This window comes from Pollutimonas harenae (genome assembly GCF_004153685.1).
Classification (GTDB): Bacteria; Pseudomonadota; Gammaproteobacteria; order Burkholderiales; family Burkholderiaceae_B; genus Pusillimonas_C; species Pusillimonas_C harenae.
In genome coordinates this window covers 423,983-440,853 of sequence record NZ_SDQD01000001.1, presented here as the reverse complement: position 1 = coordinate 440,853, position 16,871 = coordinate 423,983, and the positions used below count along the sequence as shown (strand labels likewise).

At 54.7% G+C, this 16,871-nt stretch carries 15 protein-coding genes; 14 read left to right on the top strand and 1 reads right to left on the bottom strand.

Annotated elements, in window-relative coordinates; all coding sequences use genetic code 11:
• Window positions 1-7: 7 nt before the first annotated feature.
• A complete protein-coding gene (cysD, locus tag ERD84_RS02025) occupies window positions 8-916 on the top strand; it encodes a sulfate adenylyltransferase subunit CysD (RefSeq protein ID WP_130037760.1) in 909 nt (302 codons plus the stop codon).
• The gene (locus tag ERD84_RS02020) at window positions 916-2,214 is read left to right on the top strand and encodes a sulfate adenylyltransferase subunit 1 (RefSeq protein ID WP_130037758.1); all 1,299 of its coding nucleotides are present in this window, start codon (window positions 916-918) and stop codon (window positions 2,212-2,214) included. Before cysD ends, ERD84_RS02020 begins: the two co-directional genes overlap by 1 nt.
• A 10-nt stretch (window positions 2,215-2,224) precedes the next feature.
• On the opposite strand, the gene ERD84_RS02015 is transcribed toward ERD84_RS02020, so the two are convergent.
• Window positions 2,225-2,899, bottom strand: coding sequence for a Crp/Fnr family transcriptional regulator (locus ERD84_RS02015; RefSeq protein WP_130037756.1), 675 nt, complete (start codon window positions 2,897-2,899; stop codon window positions 2,225-2,227).
• Window positions 2,900-3,068: 169 nt separating this feature from the next.
• Between ERD84_RS02015 and ERD84_RS02010 the strand changes: the two genes are divergently transcribed.
• The 12 genes from ERD84_RS02010 (at window position 3,069) to ERD84_RS01955 (ending at window position 16,865) form a co-directional block, all read left to right on the top strand.
• The gene (locus tag ERD84_RS02010; protein WP_130037754.1) at window positions 3,069-5,045 is read left to right on the top strand and encodes an AMP-dependent synthetase/ligase; all 1,977 of its coding nucleotides are present in this window, start codon (window positions 3,069-3,071) and stop codon (window positions 5,043-5,045) included.
• Between the two features lie 32 nt (window positions 5,046-5,077).
• Window positions 5,078-5,875 (top strand): ABC transporter ATP-binding protein, encoded by a 798-nt coding sequence (locus tag ERD84_RS02005; protein WP_130037752.1) that lies wholly within the window; start codon window positions 5,078-5,080, stop codon window positions 5,873-5,875.
• Window positions 5,876-5,892: 17 nt separating this feature from the next.
• Window positions 5,893-6,822 carry a branched-chain amino acid ABC transporter permease gene (locus ERD84_RS02000; RefSeq protein WP_130037750.1) on the top strand — a complete coding sequence of 310 codons (930 nt, stop codon included), beginning with the start codon at window positions 5,893-5,895 and terminating at the stop codon, window positions 6,820-6,822.
• Window positions 6,823-6,843: 21 nt separating this feature from the next.
• The gene (locus tag ERD84_RS01995; protein WP_130037748.1) at window positions 6,844-7,908 is read left to right on the top strand and encodes a branched-chain amino acid ABC transporter permease; all 1,065 of its coding nucleotides are present in this window, start codon (window positions 6,844-6,846) and stop codon (window positions 7,906-7,908) included.
• A 108-nt stretch (window positions 7,909-8,016) separates the two neighbouring features.
• Window positions 8,017-9,342, top strand: a complete 1,326-nt coding sequence (locus ERD84_RS01990) for an ABC transporter substrate-binding protein (protein ID WP_167667219.1) — start codon at window positions 8,017-8,019, stop codon at window positions 9,340-9,342.
• 69 nt (window positions 9,343-9,411) lie between these two features.
• A complete protein-coding gene (locus tag ERD84_RS01985) occupies window positions 9,412-10,242 on the top strand; it encodes an ABC transporter ATP-binding protein (RefSeq protein WP_130037744.1) in 831 nt (276 codons plus the stop codon).
• A gap of 67 nt (window positions 10,243-10,309) precedes the next feature.
• On the top strand, window positions 10,310-11,584 hold the full coding sequence (locus ERD84_RS01980) for a phenylacetate--CoA ligase family protein (RefSeq protein WP_167667217.1): 1,275 nt from the start codon (window positions 10,310-10,312) through the stop codon (window positions 11,582-11,584).
• Between the two features lie 76 nt (window positions 11,585-11,660).
• Window positions 11,661-12,677: an amino acid ABC transporter substrate-binding protein gene (locus tag ERD84_RS01975; RefSeq protein WP_130037742.1), complete on the top strand. Its 1,017-nt coding sequence runs from the start codon at window positions 11,661-11,663 to the stop codon at window positions 12,675-12,677.
• A gap of 428 nt (window positions 12,678-13,105) precedes the next feature.
• On the top strand, window positions 13,106-13,855 hold the full coding sequence (locus ERD84_RS01970; RefSeq protein WP_130037740.1) for a GntR family transcriptional regulator: 750 nt from the start codon (window positions 13,106-13,108) through the stop codon (window positions 13,853-13,855).
• A 115-nt stretch (window positions 13,856-13,970) separates the two neighbouring features.
• On the top strand, window positions 13,971-14,837 hold the full coding sequence (locus ERD84_RS01965) for a tripartite tricarboxylate transporter substrate binding protein (RefSeq protein WP_209019806.1): 867 nt from the start codon (window positions 13,971-13,973) through the stop codon (window positions 14,835-14,837).
• A 51-nt stretch (window positions 14,838-14,888) separates the two neighbouring features.
• Entirely contained in the window at window positions 14,889-15,365 is a 477-nt protein-coding gene (locus tag ERD84_RS01960; RefSeq protein ID WP_130037736.1) for a tripartite tricarboxylate transporter TctB family protein, read from the top strand.
• A 9-nt stretch (window positions 15,366-15,374) separates the two neighbouring features.
• Window positions 15,375-16,865: a tripartite tricarboxylate transporter permease gene (locus ERD84_RS01955; protein WP_130037734.1), complete on the top strand. Its 1,491-nt coding sequence runs from the start codon at window positions 15,375-15,377 to the stop codon at window positions 16,863-16,865.
• The last annotated feature ends 6 nt before the right edge of the window (window positions 16,866-16,871 follow it).

The following is a 16,871-nucleotide window of genomic DNA, read 5'->3' as shown; positions in this document are numbered from 1 at the left end:
TACGAATATGGGTGATATTTCTTCACGTACACATCTGGATTGGCTGGAATCTGAGGCCATTTATATTTTGCGCGAGGTAGCGGCAGAGTGCGAACGGCCGGTGCTATTGTTTTCGGGAGGCAAGGATTCCGTCGTGTTGCTGCGCCTGGCCGAGAAGGCTTTTCGGCCGGCGGGCTTTCCCTTTCCCCTGATGCATATTGACACAGGCCACAACTTTGATGAGGTCATTGCCTTTCGCGACAAGCGGGTCGGAGAGCTGGGCGAGACTCTGATTGTGCGTCATGTCGAAGACTCTATCGCCCGCGGCACCGTCGTACTGCGGCGCGAGACCGATTCGCGTAATGCCGCCCAGGCCACCACCTTGCTGGAAGCTATCGAAGAGTTCGGTTTTGATGCTTGTATAGGCGGCGCTCGACGTGATGAAGAAAAGGCGCGGGCCAAAGAGCGGGTTTTTTCCTTCAGGAACGAATTTGGCCAATGGGATCCCAAAGCTCAGCGGCCAGAGCTGTGGAATCTGTTCAATACCAAGGTGCATCCTGGCGAGAACATGCGTGTGTTTCCGATTTCCAACTGGACTGAGCTGGACGTATGGCAATACATTGCACGCGAGCAGCTCAGCCTGCCTTCCATCTATTATGCGCATGAGCGTCTGGTGGTGCAGCGTAATGGCTTGCTGGTGCCGGTTACACCCATCACGCCGCCGCGCCCCACCGAAATCCCGGAACGAATGACTGTGCGCTTTCGCACGGTAGGTGATATTTCATGCACTTGCCCGGTTGCGTCGACGGCCGCTGATCCGCAGGCCATCATTGCCGAGACGGCCATCACCACAATTACCGAGCGGGGCGCTACCCGGATGGATGACCAAACGTCTGAAGCTTCGATGGAGCGTCGCAAGAAACAGGGGTATTTTTAATGAACGCAATCAATGATGCATGGGTGTCTGCCCAGGATGCTGGCGTACTACGCCTGATTACTGCTGGCTCGGTGGACGATGGAAAATCAACCCTGATAGGCCGGTTGCTGTATGACAGCAAGGGGGTCTTTGCCGACCAGATGGCCTCTATTGCACGCTCCAAGTACAAAAGGGTGGCGGTCGATGAAATTGACTTGTCCCTGCTGACAGATGGGCTGGAGGCCGAGCGGGAGCAGGGCATTACCATCGATGTGGCTTATCGCTACTTTGCTACGCCTTTGCGTAAATTCATTATTGCCGATGCCCCGGGCCACGAGCAGTACACGCGCAATATGGTGACAGGCGCTTCAACGGCCCAAGCCGCCATCGTGCTGGTTGATGCCAGCCGGGCGGTTGATGGCACGCTATTGCCCCAAACCAAGCGCCACAGTGCGCTGGCTCGGCTGCTGGGCCTGAGCCATATTGTGGTGGCGGTCAACAAGATGGACTTGGTTGGTTGGGATGCCGATGTGTTTGACCGCATCCGACAGTCTTATGCCGAGCTGGCAGGTAAGCTGGGTATCGCCCATTTTCATACTGTTCCCTTGTCTGCCCTGAAGGGCGACAATGTCGTCGCGCCATCCGCCAATACACCTTGGTACGAAGGTCCTACACTCTTGTCGCTGCTGGAAACCCTGCCTGGCAGCCGTGTGCTGGACGATCAGCCTGAGGCTCGCTTTTTTGTGCAATGGGTCATCCGTCACGGTGGGCACAGCAGCGCTCATTTCCGGGGCTATGCCGGGCAACTTGCCGGTGCCAGTTTGCGTGTGGGGGATGGCGTTAAGGTCTTGCCTCATGGCCAGCAAGCCCGTGTGGCCCGGCTGCTGCGGGGCGAACTCGATATCGAAAGGGCCGAGGGCGGAGAAAGCATCACTATCGTACTGGATAAAGATATTGACGTGTCACGCGGAGACCTGATTGTTCCGGCCGATGCACATGTCAAGCTGGCGCGCGAATTCGAAGCAGAGGTGTGCTGGCTGGACCAGCAAGTATTGAATCCCGCCCGCCAGTATTGGTTGAAGCAAGGTACGCGCCTGACCCAGGCTCGCTTCAAGACGGTGCATACCCGACGCGATATCCATGAGTTACAGGATGTGGTGGCGGCCGGCTCGCTCGATATGAATGATATTGGGCGCGTCACACTCCTGACGCGAGATGTGCTGGCATTGGACACATACACCGATCAGCCCGCGACGGGTGCCTTCATCTTGATAGATGCTGCTACGCACCAAACGGTTGCGGCGGGTATGGTGCGCTAGCCGTATCCGGCTATAAGCCGTATTGACGAAGCCCGGCCAGATCCAGCACTTGTACAGCGCCGTATTCAACTTTCAGCAGGTGAGCAGCCTCCAGCGTGCGTAGCGCCTGATTGGTGCGTTGCCGTGAGGTACGCGCCAAATAGCCGATTTCTTCCTGGGTGATATCCAGCCGCATGCTTTTGGCGGGATACAGCAGGGGGTTGAATAGTTCGGCCAGGCAGCGGGCCACTCGGGCATCGGCTGCCAGCAGGCGGTCGTATTCGGCCTTGCCTATGAACTGGCCGACGCGTTCATTCAGTTGATGCAGCAGGTAGCGGTTGAAGGGGATGCTGTTGTCGAGCAGCCAGTTAAACGTATGTTCGGGCAGGCGGGCAATGCTTGAGTCGCGCAAGGCGACCACATCGTATTTACGCGATTCGCGTTTGAGTAGCGAGCCCTCGCCTATCCATCCGCCTGGGGGGACACCGGTCAGTGAGGCCATTTTTCCGTCCTGGTTACCCACCGACACTTTGATCAGGCCGGCCAGGACGCCCATCCAGGCGTAGGCTTTTTCACCTTTGCGTTCTATGATGGCTCCTGCGGCGTACTGCGTAACTGATATGTCACGCTGCACGCGCATCTGCTGCTCGGCTTCGAGTAGGCCAAACCACGCAGCAGTGTCTTGCAGTGAGTCTTTCAATAGCATGAGGATTAACCCTAGAAATGGCCCGAATGTCATATCAGTGACAGTCGGTGCATCGGCAAACTTATAACTTAGGCACAGTTGGAAACAGGCCAGATCATAAAACAGCTGGCTCTATAGATTACAAAATCCCTATGCAAAGGGGTTGGTTTTTTGGCTGAAGGAGACAACCGTGGCGCAAAAACCGCCTGTGCAAAGCACATCTGCCGTGCCGGCAACCTTTCCGGCCTTGGTAGAGCATCATGCCAAGGTGCGTGGCTCGCGCCCCGCAATGCGCGAGAAAGACCTGGGTATATGGCAAACCATGACCTGGGCAGAGCTTGCGCTGCAAGTACGTGCGTTGGCCAATGGCCTGGCTGCGCTGGGCGTCAAGCCGGGCCAGCACGTGGCCATTGTAGGCGAGAACCGCCCCCGCTTGTACCTGTCCATGATGGCTGCACAGACCATAGGTGCCATACCTGTACCGCTATACCAGGATGCGGTCGCACAAGAAATGCTTTATGTTCTGCAAGATGCGGAAATCCGGGTGGCTGTGGTCGAAGACCAGGAGCAGGTCGACAAAATGCTGGAGGCCAGCGAGCAGTGTCCCGCGCTGGCCTATGTGGTCTACGATGACCCGCGCGGCCTGCGTAACTATCAGGAAGACCGCCTGCTGAGCTATGAGCAACTACTTGAAATGGGTAATGGCCATGCCGCTGCGCATCCCGCGTATATAGACGACGCCATGGCCGCCATCAAGCCCGACGACGCGGCCGCCATGTTTTATACCTCGGGTACCACTGGCAAGCCCAAGGGGGTGATGCTGTCGCATCATGCCCTCATCGATCGCGCACTGGCCATCCAGGAGCTCGAAAATCTGACCGATCACGAAGATGTGCTGGCCTATTTGCCGCCCGCCTGGATCGGACAGAATATGTTTTCGTATACGCAGTTCCTGGTTACCGGTTTTACGGTCAATCATCCGGAGTCGCCCGATACCGTATCGATCGACATGCACGACATAGGTCCAACCTATTATTTTGCGCCACCCAGGGTGCTCGAAGGTCTGCTGACGCACGTCATGATCCGCATGGAGGACGCCAGCGCTTTCAAGCGAAAAATGTTCCACGCATTCATGCGGCTGGCACGCAGGGTAGGGGTGCGTATTCTCGATAAAGACCCCCACGTCAGCGCTCTCGACAAGTTCAAGTACGCCATCGGAAACATGCTGGTGTATGGTCCCTTGCGCAATGCCTTGGGCATGAGCAGGGTACGTGTCGCTTATACGGCCGGTGAAGCCATCGGGCCTGATCTGTTCGTGTTCTATCGGTCCATAGGCATCAACCTGAAGCAGTTGTATGGCTCAACCGAAACTTCGGTGTTCGTTTGTGTTCAATCCGACGGCCAGGTTCGCGCCGATACGGTCGGGCCGCCGGTCAAGGGTGTCGATATCCGTGTGGCCAAAGACGGCGAAATCCAGATCAAAAGCCCTGGCATGTTCAAAGGCTATTATCGCAATCCCCAGGCCACCTCCGAGTCTTATACCGAAGACGGCTGGTATCACACAGGCGATGCCGGCTACCTCGACGAAGACGGCCAGCTCAAGATCATTGACCGTGCCAAAGATGTGGGCAAGCTGGCCGACGGTAGCCTGTTTGCACCCAAATACATAGAAAACAAACTCAAATTCTTCCAGCACATCAAAGAAGCCGTGGCCTTTGGTGCCAACAAGTCCGAAGTATGCGCGTTCATCAATATCGATCTCGAAGCGGTGGGTAACTGGGCAGAAAGACGTGGTCTGCCTTATGCCGGTTATACCGACCTGGCGGGCAAGCCCGAGGTCTACGAACTGATACGTGAGTGCGTCAACCAGGTCAACGTCGAATTGGCCACCGATCCCAAGCTTGCACAGTCGCAAGTATCGCGCTTTCTGATCCTGCACAAAGAGCTGGATCCCGACGACGACGAGTTGACCCGCACTCGCAAAGTACGACGCACTTTTATTGCACAAAAGTATGGTGTCCTGGTCGATGCCTTGTTCGAGGGTAAGTCAAGCCAGTTCATAGAAACCGAGGTCAAGTTCGAGGACGGACGCAGTGGCAAGATTTCAGCCGATCTGAAGATCGCCACCGCAACCGTTCATCCCGACAACATTAAAAAGGCTGCCTGAGGCAAGCTAACAGACCCTAAAAAGAGTCCGCCATGAGTCAAGCCGCTCGCAACCAGCGCATCGGGGAAGTCATCCTCGACATGAAAAGTATTTCACTCGCCTTTGGCGGGGTGAAAGCCTTAACTGATATCTCCTTCGACGTAAAAGAGCACGAGATCCGATCCATCATCGGTCCCAACGGTGCCGGCAAGAGCTCCATGCTAAATGTGATCAATGGTGTATACACCCCCCAGCAAGGCGAGATCACGCTGGCTGGTGTGAAGTTTTCAAAAATGAACTCCCGGCGTGCGGCCGAGATGGGCATTGCGCGCACCTTCCAGAACCTGGCCTTGTTCAAAGGCATGAGCGTGCTGGACAACATCATGACAGGCCGCAATCTGCGCATGAAAAGTGGCGTGCTGGCCCAGGCGTTCCGGCTGGGTTCGGCCGAACGTGAAGAAATCGCTCACAGGGAGTTCGTCGAGAACATCATCGATTTCCTCGAAATCCAGGCCTATAGAAAGACCCCGGTGGGGCGCCTTCCTTATGGTCTGCAGAAACGGGTCGATTTGGGCCGCGCGCTCGCCATGGAGCCACGCATGCTTTTGCTTGATGAGCCCATGGCAGGCATGAACATCGAAGAAAAACAAGACATGAGTCGTTTCATCCTTGATGTAAACGATGAGTACGGCACCACTATTGTGCTGATCGAACACGATATGGGCGTCGTCATGGATATCTCCGACCGGGTGGTGGTACTCGATTACGGCAAGAAAATTGGCGATGGCTTACCTGATGACGTGCGTCAGAATCCTGACGTGATCCAGGCTTATCTTGGCGCAAGCCATTAATCCAGGGGATATCAGACATGGCATTTTTTCTGGAAACCTTGTTTGGCGGCCTGATGACAGGCATGCTTTATTCCCTGGTGGCACTGGGTTTTGTATTGATTTTCAAGGCGTCGGGGGTCTTTAACTTTGCACAAGGCGCCATGGTGCTTATCGCTGCGCTGGCCATGGCACGCCTGTCGGAATGGATACCGCAGTGGCTGGGCATAGAAAGCTTGTTCCTGGCCAATGTCCTTGCTTTCATTTTTGCTGCGGTGTTCATGTGGCTGATTGCCATAGCCATCGAGCGCTGGGTCTTGCGCTACCTGGTCAATCAGGAAGGTACGACCTTGCTGATGGCGACCATAGGCATCAGTTACTTTCTTGACGGTATGGGCCAGATCATTTTTGGCAGCAGCGTCTATACCATCGATGTTGGCATGCCCAAAGATCCCGTGTTCATCCTTGATAGCGTGTTCGAAGGCGGCTTGCTCATCAGCCTTGAAGACCTGACTGCGGCGGGCATTTCGGCGCTGCTGGTGGCCGCACTGGCTTTCTTCTTTCAGTACACATCGGTCGGGCGTGCATTGCGCGCGGTGGCTGACGACCACCAGGCTGCGCAATCCATAGGTATCCCGCTCAATCGCATATGGGTCGTGGTCTGGACGGTTGCCGGGCTGGTGGCCCTGGTTGCGGGGATTATCTGGGGGTCCAAGTTCGGGGTTCAGTTCACCTTGTCCACAGCCGCCTTGCGCGCACTGCCCGTGGTCATTCTGGGCGGGCTCACTTCGGTTCCCGGAGCCATTATCGGAGGACTGATCATCGGTGTTGGTGAAAAGCTCTCCGAGATTTATCTGGGGCCTTTTGTGGGCGGCGGTATTGAAATCTGGTTTGCTTACATGCTTGCCCTGGTGTTTTTGCTCTTCCGCCCGCAAGGTTTGTTTGGCGAAAAAATTATTGACCGCGTTTAAGCGAATTAGGTATAGACGACTATGTTTTATCGTGAAAACGGCCAGTTCAAAAGCACCTACCGGGCAGATCAGCAGATCTTCCCCATACGGCAAGACCGAACCTTCATGCTGGGGCTGTTGCTTGTGGCCTTTGTGCTGGTTCCCCTGCTGGCCTCCAACTACTTCCTGCAGGCCATATTCATACCCTTCCTGATTCTTTCTCTGGCAGCGATAGGCCTGAATATTCTGGTGGGATATTGCGGCCAGATTTCCATTGGCTCGGGCGCTTTCATGGCAGTTGGGGCGTATGCCGCCTGGAACTTCGGCGTACGCATACCGGCTACGCCGCTGGTGGTCCAGATACTGCTGGGTGGGGTGTTTGCCACATTGGTAGGAGTGGTGTTTGGTATACCCAGCCTGCGCATACGGGGGCTATACCTGGCCGTCACTACGCTGGCGGCGCAGTTCTTTGTCGATTGGGCTTTCTTGCGCATTCCTTTCTTTACCAATTACTCGTCATCGGGCAACGTATCTGTGCCTGCGCTGTCTGCTTTCGGGCTACCCATACAAACGCCTGTGCAGCGCTACGTGTTCGTGCTGATTTTTGTAGTGGTGTTTGCCGTGCTGGCCAAGAACCTGGTGCGTGGGGCTATCGGCCGGCAATGGATGGCCATTCGCGACATGGACGTGGCGGCCTCGGTGATTGGTATTCGTCCTGTATATGCCAAGCTCACTGCCTTTGCCGTCAGCTCCTTCATCATCGGTGTGGCGGGCGCCCTCTGGGCCTATATACATCTGGGTTCCTGGGAACCCCTGGCTTTTGATCTGACCCGTTCCTTGCAGCTGCTGTTCATCGTAATCATTGGCGGCCTGGGTTCGATTGTTGGCAGTTTCTTTGGCGCAGCATTCATGGTGCTGTTGCCGGTACTACTGACCAATGTTCCACATCTGTTCGGCCTGTCCATATCAGTCGATGTGGCATCGCATATCGAGCACATGGTTTTTGGCGCGCTTATTGTCTTCTTCCTGATTGTCGAGCCTCACGGATTGGCACGACTATGGAGCATAGGCAAAGAGAAACTACGTATCTGGCCCTTTCCGCATTGACCAAGGGAAGGCCTCTGTTTTTGGCAACACATCAGTAACCCGGCTGGTCGGTTCAGGCCATGTCGAAACGCAAACGGTGCATATAGACACCATCAGGAGGACTTGGAGATGAAACGTTCATTTAAATTGGCTGCAGCCATGATTGCTGTGGCAGGTACCCTGGCTACGGCATCTTTGCCGGCGGCGGCCGCCGACGAGCAGTTCATACCGCTGCTGGCCTATCGCACTGGCTCGTTCGCGCCATTGGGTATTCCATGGGCTGACGGCAAGATGGATTATCTTAAATTGGTCAATGAGCGCGATGGTGGTATCAACGGCGTAAAGATTGTCTACGAAGAGTGCGAGACCGCCTACGCGACCGACCGCGGCGTTGAGTGCTATGAGCGCCTCAAGAACAGTCATGGCGGTGCATCGGGCTTCGATACGCAGTCCACCGGTATTACGTTTGCACTCACCGACAAAGCTATTGTCGATGGCTTCTCCATCGAAACAGTGGGCTACGGCCTGTCTCAGTCAGCTGATGGCTCTGTATTCAAGTGGAACTTCCCGCTGTTGGGTACGTACTGGACTGCTGCCGATGTCATGATTCAGGACATTGCGAAAAAGCTGGGCGGCGAAGACAAGCTCAAGGGTAAGAAGATTGCGCTGGTCTACCATGATTCGCCTTATGGCAAGGAACCTATCGCACTCTTGAAGAAACGTGCTGAAGCCAATGGTTTCGAGCTCCTGCTCTATCCGGTAACAGCCCCTGGCGTGCAGCAAAAATCAACCTGGTTGCAGGTACGCCAAAGTCGCCCCGACTTCCTGTTGCTCTGGAGTGCGGGCATCATGACGCCGACGGCCATACGCGAAGCTCAGGCTGTGGGCTATCCCCGTGACAAGATGTATGGCATTTGGTGGGCCAGCTCCGAGAACGACGTTCAGGATCTGGGCGCGGTGGCCAAGGGTTACAACGGTATCACCATTCATAACAGTGCAGACCACGGCAAGGTTCACCAAGACCTGAAGAAATACGTCTACGACAAGGGCCAGGGCACTGATACCGATGGAAAATATGTAGGCACCATCGCCCACACGCGCGGCATGATGATTTCCATGCTGCAGGTCGAAGCCATACGTACCGCCCAAGAGAAATATGGCAAAGGCAAGCACATGACGCCTGAGCAAGTCCGCTGGGGATTCGAAAACCTGAACATCACACAGGAGCGCCTCGAAGAACTCGGTTTCGCTAAGTTGATGAAGCCGGTCAAAACTTCGTGCAGCAATCACATGGGTGATGACTGGGCGCGAATCATTCAATGGAATGGCTCCAAGTTTGAAATCGCGTCCGACTGGTATCAGTCCGACAAGAAGTATGTGGGGCCGCTGGTCAAGGAACTTGCCGCCAAGTACGCCAAAGAAAAGAAACTCGAAGTTCGTAACTGCGAGGGCTAAGTGTAGTGCCAGGCTGCCGGCGGCCGTCGTAAGCGGCCGCCGGATCTGGCCATTACTGGAAACACAAGTATGAATGCGACTGTTCAGGCCGAGACCCCAAACATTCTCCTTAATGTCAACGGCATTGAGGTCATCTACAACCACGTAATTCTGGTGCTCAAGGGGGTTTCCTTGTGCGTGCCGGAAGGAAAGATCGTGGCTTTGCTGGGTGCCAATGGCGCGGGAAAAACCACCACCTTGCGTGCGGTGTCCAATCTGCTTAAGGCAGAGCGGGGTGATGTCACCAAAGGCAGTATCGATTATCGCGGAGAGCGTATCGAAAAACTGACGCCGGCCGATCTCGTCAAGCGCGGCGTGGTGCAGGTCATGGAGGGGCGCCATTGCTTTGCGCACCTGACCATCGAGGAAAATCTGCTGACGGGTGCCTACACGCGCCAGATCAGTCGAGGTGAGCTCACTGCTTCGCTCGATAAGGTTTATCAGTATTTTCCACGGCTCAAGCAGCGTCGCGGTACTCAGTCCGGGTATACCTCGGGTGGCGAGCAGCAAATGACGGCGATAGGGCGCGCCCTGATGGCCAGTCCAACCATGATTTTGCTCGACGAACCCTCCATGGGTCTGGCGCCGCAGATTGTGGAAGAAATCTTTGAGATCGTCCAGGATCTGAACCAGCGCGAGCAAGTCAGTTTCCTGTTGGCCGAGCAAAACACGAATATCGCTTTGCGTTATGCCGACTATGGCTACATTTTGGAAAATGGCCGCGTCATGATGGATGGCGAGGCGCGCGAACTGGCCGAGAACGAGGACGTCAAGGAGTTCTATCTGGGCGTGTCCAGCGGTGAACGCAAGAACTTTCGCGATACCAAATTCTATCGACGACGCAAGCGCTGGCTGGCTTAGGGGCTGGCCAGTAATAGCGTGGGAGCAAACTTTTGCGACCGGGTCATACGGCCTGGTGGGGTAAATCATGAGCAAGTACTACGAAGATCGTGAGGCGGCAAATGCCACCGAACGCGAGCAACATTTGCTGGCGCGCCTGCCGGATGCACTGAGGCGCGCTTGCGAGCGCGCGCCGGCTATTGCACAGCAACTGCAGGGGCTTGATGTCAATGCGGTTCGTAGCCGGGCCGATCTTGCACAAATTCCTGTCATACGCAAAAGCGAGTTGCTGGAGGCGCAACTGGCCATGCGGCAAGGTCAGGCGGGACAGGGTCTACCGCAGGTCAGCCGACTGTTTGGCGGATTTTCGGCGATAGGCTGGGGTGAAGCCGCTCGTGTGTTCGCTTCGCCAGGCCCCATCTACGAACCCGAAAGCCAACGCAAAGACTATTGGGGCTTCGCCCGCTCACTGTATGCGGCTGGTTTTCGTTCGGGCGAGCTGGTTTATAACTGCTTTTCTTACCATTTCACGCCAGCTGGCTCCATGATGGAGACCGCGGCCCATGCGTTGGGTTGTACGGTGTTTCCGGGTGGGGTGGGGCAAACGGAACAACAGGTACAAGCCATTGCCGATCTGGCACCTGCCGGGTACACCGGCACACCCAGCTTTTTGAAAATTATTCTTGAAAAGGCCGATGAACTGGGCGTGGCTTTGCCCTCGCTCAAACGGGCTCTGTTTTCGGGCGAAGCGTTTCCTCCGTCCTTGTGCAAGTGGTTTGCCGAGCGCGGCATCAACGGCTACCAGGCCTATGGCAGCGCTGACCTGGGCATGATGGCTTACGAGACCAGTGCCCGTGATGGCCTGGTAGTGAATGAAGACATCATTCTTGAAATCGTACGTCCAGGAAGCAACGAGCCCGTCCAGGATGGTGAAGTAGGCGAAGTCGTTGTCACCACCCTGAACCCCGATTACCCATTGGTTCGTTTCGGCACAGGTGACTTGTCGGTACTGATGCCTGGTCGCTCGCCTTGCGGCCGCAGCAACATGCGCATCAAGGGCTGGATGGGTCGGGCCGATCAAACCACCAAGGTACGAGGCATGTTCGTGCATCCCGCGCAAGTGGCCAGTGTGCTGAAGCGGCACCCGGACATCCAGAAGGCCAGGCTGGTAATCAGTGGCAAGGTCGGCAGCGACGTTATGGCGCTTCAGGTTGAGGTGGTGCAGCATGACCAGGAGGCTCTTGCTCGCATTGCGGGCTCGGTGCGCGAGCTGACCAAGTTGAGGGCTGATATCGAGCCGGTGGCACCAGGCAGTTTGCCCAATGATGGCAAGGTCATCGACGATATACGCAATTACGAATAAGTTTATGTGCCTTATCCCCTGGCTGATTGCAGTAACATGCGCTCAAACGCTTGTTGTTTCTAAATAGGGGATGTTCATGCGCAAATTCAAGTATGTCGCCGGATTGGCTGTCCTGGCCGCTGGCTTTTCAACCGCTCACGCCGATACGCTCGATGTGGTCAAAGAGCGTGGCGTGGTCCATTGTGGTGTAACCACCGGCTTTGCCGGTTTTTCAGCACCCGATGCCAAGGGTGTGTGGCAAGGGCTTGATGTAGACCTGTGCCGGGCTGTTGCCGCCGCAGCGCTGGGTGATGCAGAAAAATTCAAGGCCGTGCCGCTGAGTTCACAACAACGCTTTACAGCCTTGCAGTCTGGCGAGATCGATCTGCTGGCACGTAACACCACGGTTACGCAACAGCGCGACACCGCCTTGGGGGCAATTTCGGCAGGCGTCAATTTTTACGATGGCCAGGGCTTTCTGGTGCCCAAGTCTTTGGGTGTTAACAGCGCCAAAGAGCTGGACGGTGCCTCAGTGTGCATGCAGACGGGTACATCCAACGAGAACACCATGGCTGACTGGGCGCGAGCCAACAACATTACATACAAGCCTGTAGTGATCGAGCAATTCAACGAAGTAGTCAATGCGTTTGCAGCCGGCCGCTGCGATGTATTCACGACCGACGCTTCAGGCCTGGCTTCCATCCGTATATCGAAGCTCTCGAATCCCGACGATTATCAGGTACTGCCCGAGATCATTTCCAAAGAGCCGCTGGGGCCGTTCGTTCGCCAGGGTGATGATCGCTGGCTGAATGTGGTGAAGTGGTCCTTGCAGGCGATGATAGGCGCTGAAGAGCTGGGCATCACATCGGCCAATGTGGATGAGAAGCTGAAAAGCGAAAACCCGAACGTGAAGCGCTTGTTAGGGGTGACGGAAGGCGCAGGCAAAAATCTGGGCGTAGATGAAAAATGGGCCTATAACATCATCAAGCAAGTTGGCAATTACGGCGAGAGTTTCGAGCGTAATGTAGGCAAGGGCAGTGCCTTGCAGATAGAGCGTGGCTTGAATGCCCAATGGACGGATGGCGGGCTGATGTATGGGCTGCCGGTTCGGTAGGCGGCCGCGAAACTTGGAGTGCTGGCAGCACTGAGGGCAGCCAGCACCAGACCGGAGATAGATCAGGTTGGCAGAATCTGCGGCCTGATGCTCTGGGGTTCGATGTCACTTGAGCCTGTTATTCAGCCATTTTTTTCTCTGGCTCCACCCAAGGCAGCTGCTGCGCCTGGCGCAAAACGGCTGTGGTCAATACGAAGCAGGTGCCCAAAACAGCCGGCTCTAAAAACCTAACCCATTGAAATAAAAATATAAATTAAAAATTGGCGCTGGCGAACCTCTTTGTTACGTTCCTCCGGAACGTAGGAAATATTGACGGGCTGACTTCTTCCCCTTATGAGCCAAGGGTTTTCCAGAATGACGATTTTGCTGTCATACGTTAATATCGTGATAAGACGTCATGACATCCTGTCGTCTTGATAAGGTGCTATATGCTAAGTAAAACCGTTTCCAAAACCGATCATCTTCCGCTCTATATACAGATTGCGAATGTGGTTGAACATGAAATTGCCAGCGGGCGATTGCCTGTCGGCGCGCCACTACCTACCGAGCGTCAGCTCGGCGAGGCCTATGGTGTCAGCCGTATTACCGTACGCGAAGCCATTGGCGTCTTGAAGCGCAAAGAACTGGTCGAAACACGTCGCGGCGCGGGTAATTTCGTCGCGCATCCAGATGTGGTCAGCCGCGATTTGTTGGGCGTACATGATTTCGACCTCCAGATAGAAGCCAGCGGACATTCCAACCAGATCGAGCTGCTCACCTTTCAAACAGACTTTCGTTCAGCGGATATTGCCACCATCCTGGCTGTGCCAACCAACTCAAACCTCATCAAGGTTGTACGGGTTCGCAAAGCTGATGAAACCCCTCTGTTTATCGAGACCATCTACCTTTCACTGTCACGATTCTCGAATTTGTCATCAGACGATTTTCTGACCACCAAATTGTTTTCGCAGAAAATTCGTGACGATTATGGTGTTCAGATAGGTGAAGTAACGCTAGTTCTGGATCCGGTTTTATTAGCAGAACAGGATGCCCAGGCACTGCATGTGTCGGAGCTGCCCGCTGCAGGCCTGCTCAATGAGCGCACCTCATTTGATCAGGAAGGTCATCCCGTCGTTTTCAGTCAGTGGCTTTTCAGCCGCCATCGTTGTCGACATTTATTGAAGATAAAAGCTAAATAATCATTCGGAGAACACAGTTATGAAAAGACTCATCCTATCCAGCCTCGTCGCCCTGTCGGCGTCTGTTGTCGTCAGCGCAGCTCATGCCGACAGCTTCCCGGAAAAGCCAATCACCATGACCGTGGCGTATTCGCCCGGCGGTGGTAACGATACCGTTGCTCGCCTGATGGCCAAGCATATCGAACCTTATCTTGGTGTCCGGATGGTTGTGGAAAACACACCGGGTGCAGGCGGTCAAATTGGCTTCACACGCCTTGCCAAGTCCAAACCTGATGGCTACACCATTGGCCTGCTCAGCTCTCCTTCCGTTTTCATGATCGAGCTGATGCGTAAGGGTGTGGAATACACGCTGGATGATTTCCAGCCTATCGCCAATATTCAGTCCGACCCCATTATTCTGGCCGTTAACGAAAAAAGCGATATTACTGATTTTGCTTCGTTCATCAACAAGGTGAAAGAACAGCCTGGTAAGCTCAACGTGGGTGGAGATGGGCCGCAATCGAATGTTCACCTGCAAGCGGCTGCACTTGAAGACGCGCTTGGTGTTGACGTGAATTTCATTAGTTATAGCGGCTCGGGGCCAGCATCCACCGGGTTATTGGGTAACGAGGTACAGGCTGCGCTACTCACGGCCAGTTCTGCTTTGCAGCTTGTGGAATCTGGTCGTATCCGTCCGCTCGCCATTTTCAGCAAGGCATCTCATCCCTCGTATCCGAATACGCCAACAGCCACCGAAGCTGCTGGTAAAACGGTACCAGGCGTTGGCACCGCCATCCGTGGCGTCGCTGCACCTAAAGGTTTAGCACCTGAACGTATCGCAAAGCTGCAGGATGCCTTCCAGCAGCTCCTGGCCGATCCTGAGTTTCAGGCTGCTTCGGAAAAGATGGGTGTTGTACTGACCTATATGGGCGCCGAAGAGTTTGAAAAGGAACTGCAGGCATCCCGTACTGAAGCCAAACAATATATTGATTTAATGAAATAAATTGGCGTGTGCCAGGGCACTGGCTGCTCTGGCACGCACAAAGGCACCCTCATGTCTCACAGTAAGCAAAAAGATATTGTCTTTGCTATTTCTGCATCCCTTCTTAGTGTGTTCTTAACTTGGGAAGCATTCAGTTATTCCTACGACTCATCAGTCCTGCTGCGAGGGCTTGCCCTGGCTATGACTTTGATGAGCATTGCCTATCTGGTTGTCGTGCTAACGCGTTCGTACCAGCATCCAGACCAGGTAGCGTCGACATCCAGTGCCGTAAGCGCGCACGGCAAAGCGCTGCTAATTTTCGTTTTAGTAGGGGCTTGTGCCCTACTGATTCCGATGATTGGCTTCCTGGTCTCATTTTTCCTGTTGATCTATGCGGGACAAGTGCTGATTGCCGGACATCACCGGCTTTTGCATCTGTTGTATGCGATAGGGCTGTCATTGTTCATATATATCGTGTTCTTCGGATTTCTTAATGTGTCGCTGCCTGACAGCCGCATCCCCATAGATCAGTTCTTCAAGTTTTTTTAAGGATGCAGGATGCTTGAGAATCTTTATGTTGGCTTAGCTACGGCTATGGCGCCCTCGATGCTGCTCGCCGTGTTCATTGGTGTCACGGTTGGTGTGTTCATCGGCATGTTGCCCGGCCTGACCAGCACGATGGGTGTCGCCCTGCTGATCCCTGTCACCTTTTCATTCCCGCCAGAGATCGGTCTGGCGCTATTGGGTGGGATTTATCTGGCCTCGACATTCAGTGGGTCAATTAGTGCCATTTTGCTGAATATCCCAGGAACGCCGTCGGCTGTTGCTACGTGTCAAGATGGCTACCCCATGTCTCAGCAAGGTAAGGCCGGGCGGGCGATAGGCTTGTCGGTGTATGCCTCATGCCTGGGCGGTCTTTTCAGCACCATCGTGCTCTTGTTCATGGCGCCTGCACTGTCGGAATTTTCCCTGATGCTCGGGGCCCCCGAGTATTTCCTGCTGGCCTTGTTCGGTGTGACCATTATCGCGTCGCTCTCGGAAGGTGACATGCTCAAGAGCATGATCGGCGGTGTCTTAGGTCTGATCATCAGCGTGATTGGTATGCACCCCATGACTGGTGAAATGCGACTGACCTTTGATATGCCGGTCTTGTACGATGGCCTGCCATTGGTCATATCGCTGATTGGCCTGTACTCCGTTCCCGAGGTGATCAGCCTGATCACGGGAGAAGAAAAAGAGAAGAAAGAAACCACATCCAGCTTCGCTGGAGTATGGACTACATTACGGGACACGTTGGCACAAGGGCTGAATCTGATACGCTCGAGCATTATCGGTACGATCATTGGCATTGTCCCCGGGGCGGGCTCCAGCATTGCCAGCTTTATTGCTTATGATTTGGCCAAGCGCGGCTCGCGCACACCCGAGATGTTCGGTAAAGGCTCCGAAGAAGGGTTGGTAGCCTCTGAGACAGCCAACAACGCGGTGACAGGTGGTTCGTTGGTTCCGCTGTTGACGCTGGGCGTTCCGGGAAATGCCGTTACTGCAGTACTTATGGGTGGATTGATTATTCATGGTTTGGCGCCAGGACCGGCATTATTCGAAAACACACCCAATATCGCCTATGGCTTTATCTTTAGTCTGTTCCTGAGCAACATCATCTTTGTTCCCGTGGGCATTTTTGTTGCCAAATATTGTGTGAAGGTCATCTTGTTGCCGCGTGAGGTCTTGGCCGCGTCCATTTTGGCGCTTGCCATTATCGGTTCGTACGCCATACGCGCCCAGGTAGCGGACATTGGCCTGATGCTGTTTATTGGCCTCATTGGTTATTTATTCTCAGTGTTCTCGGTCTCGCGTGCGCCCATGGTGCTGGGGTTGGTGCTCGGTGCTATGGCCGAGTCCAACCTGTCACGCTCCATGATGCTGGTGCAGGGGGATGTTGGCGCTTTGCTGCTCCAATTTGTGACGAGGCCCTTTTCTATTGTGTTGCTGCTGCTTTGCGTCGCCTCCGTCTATTTCGGTGCACGACCTGCAAAATCGGCATCAAAATAAATGACG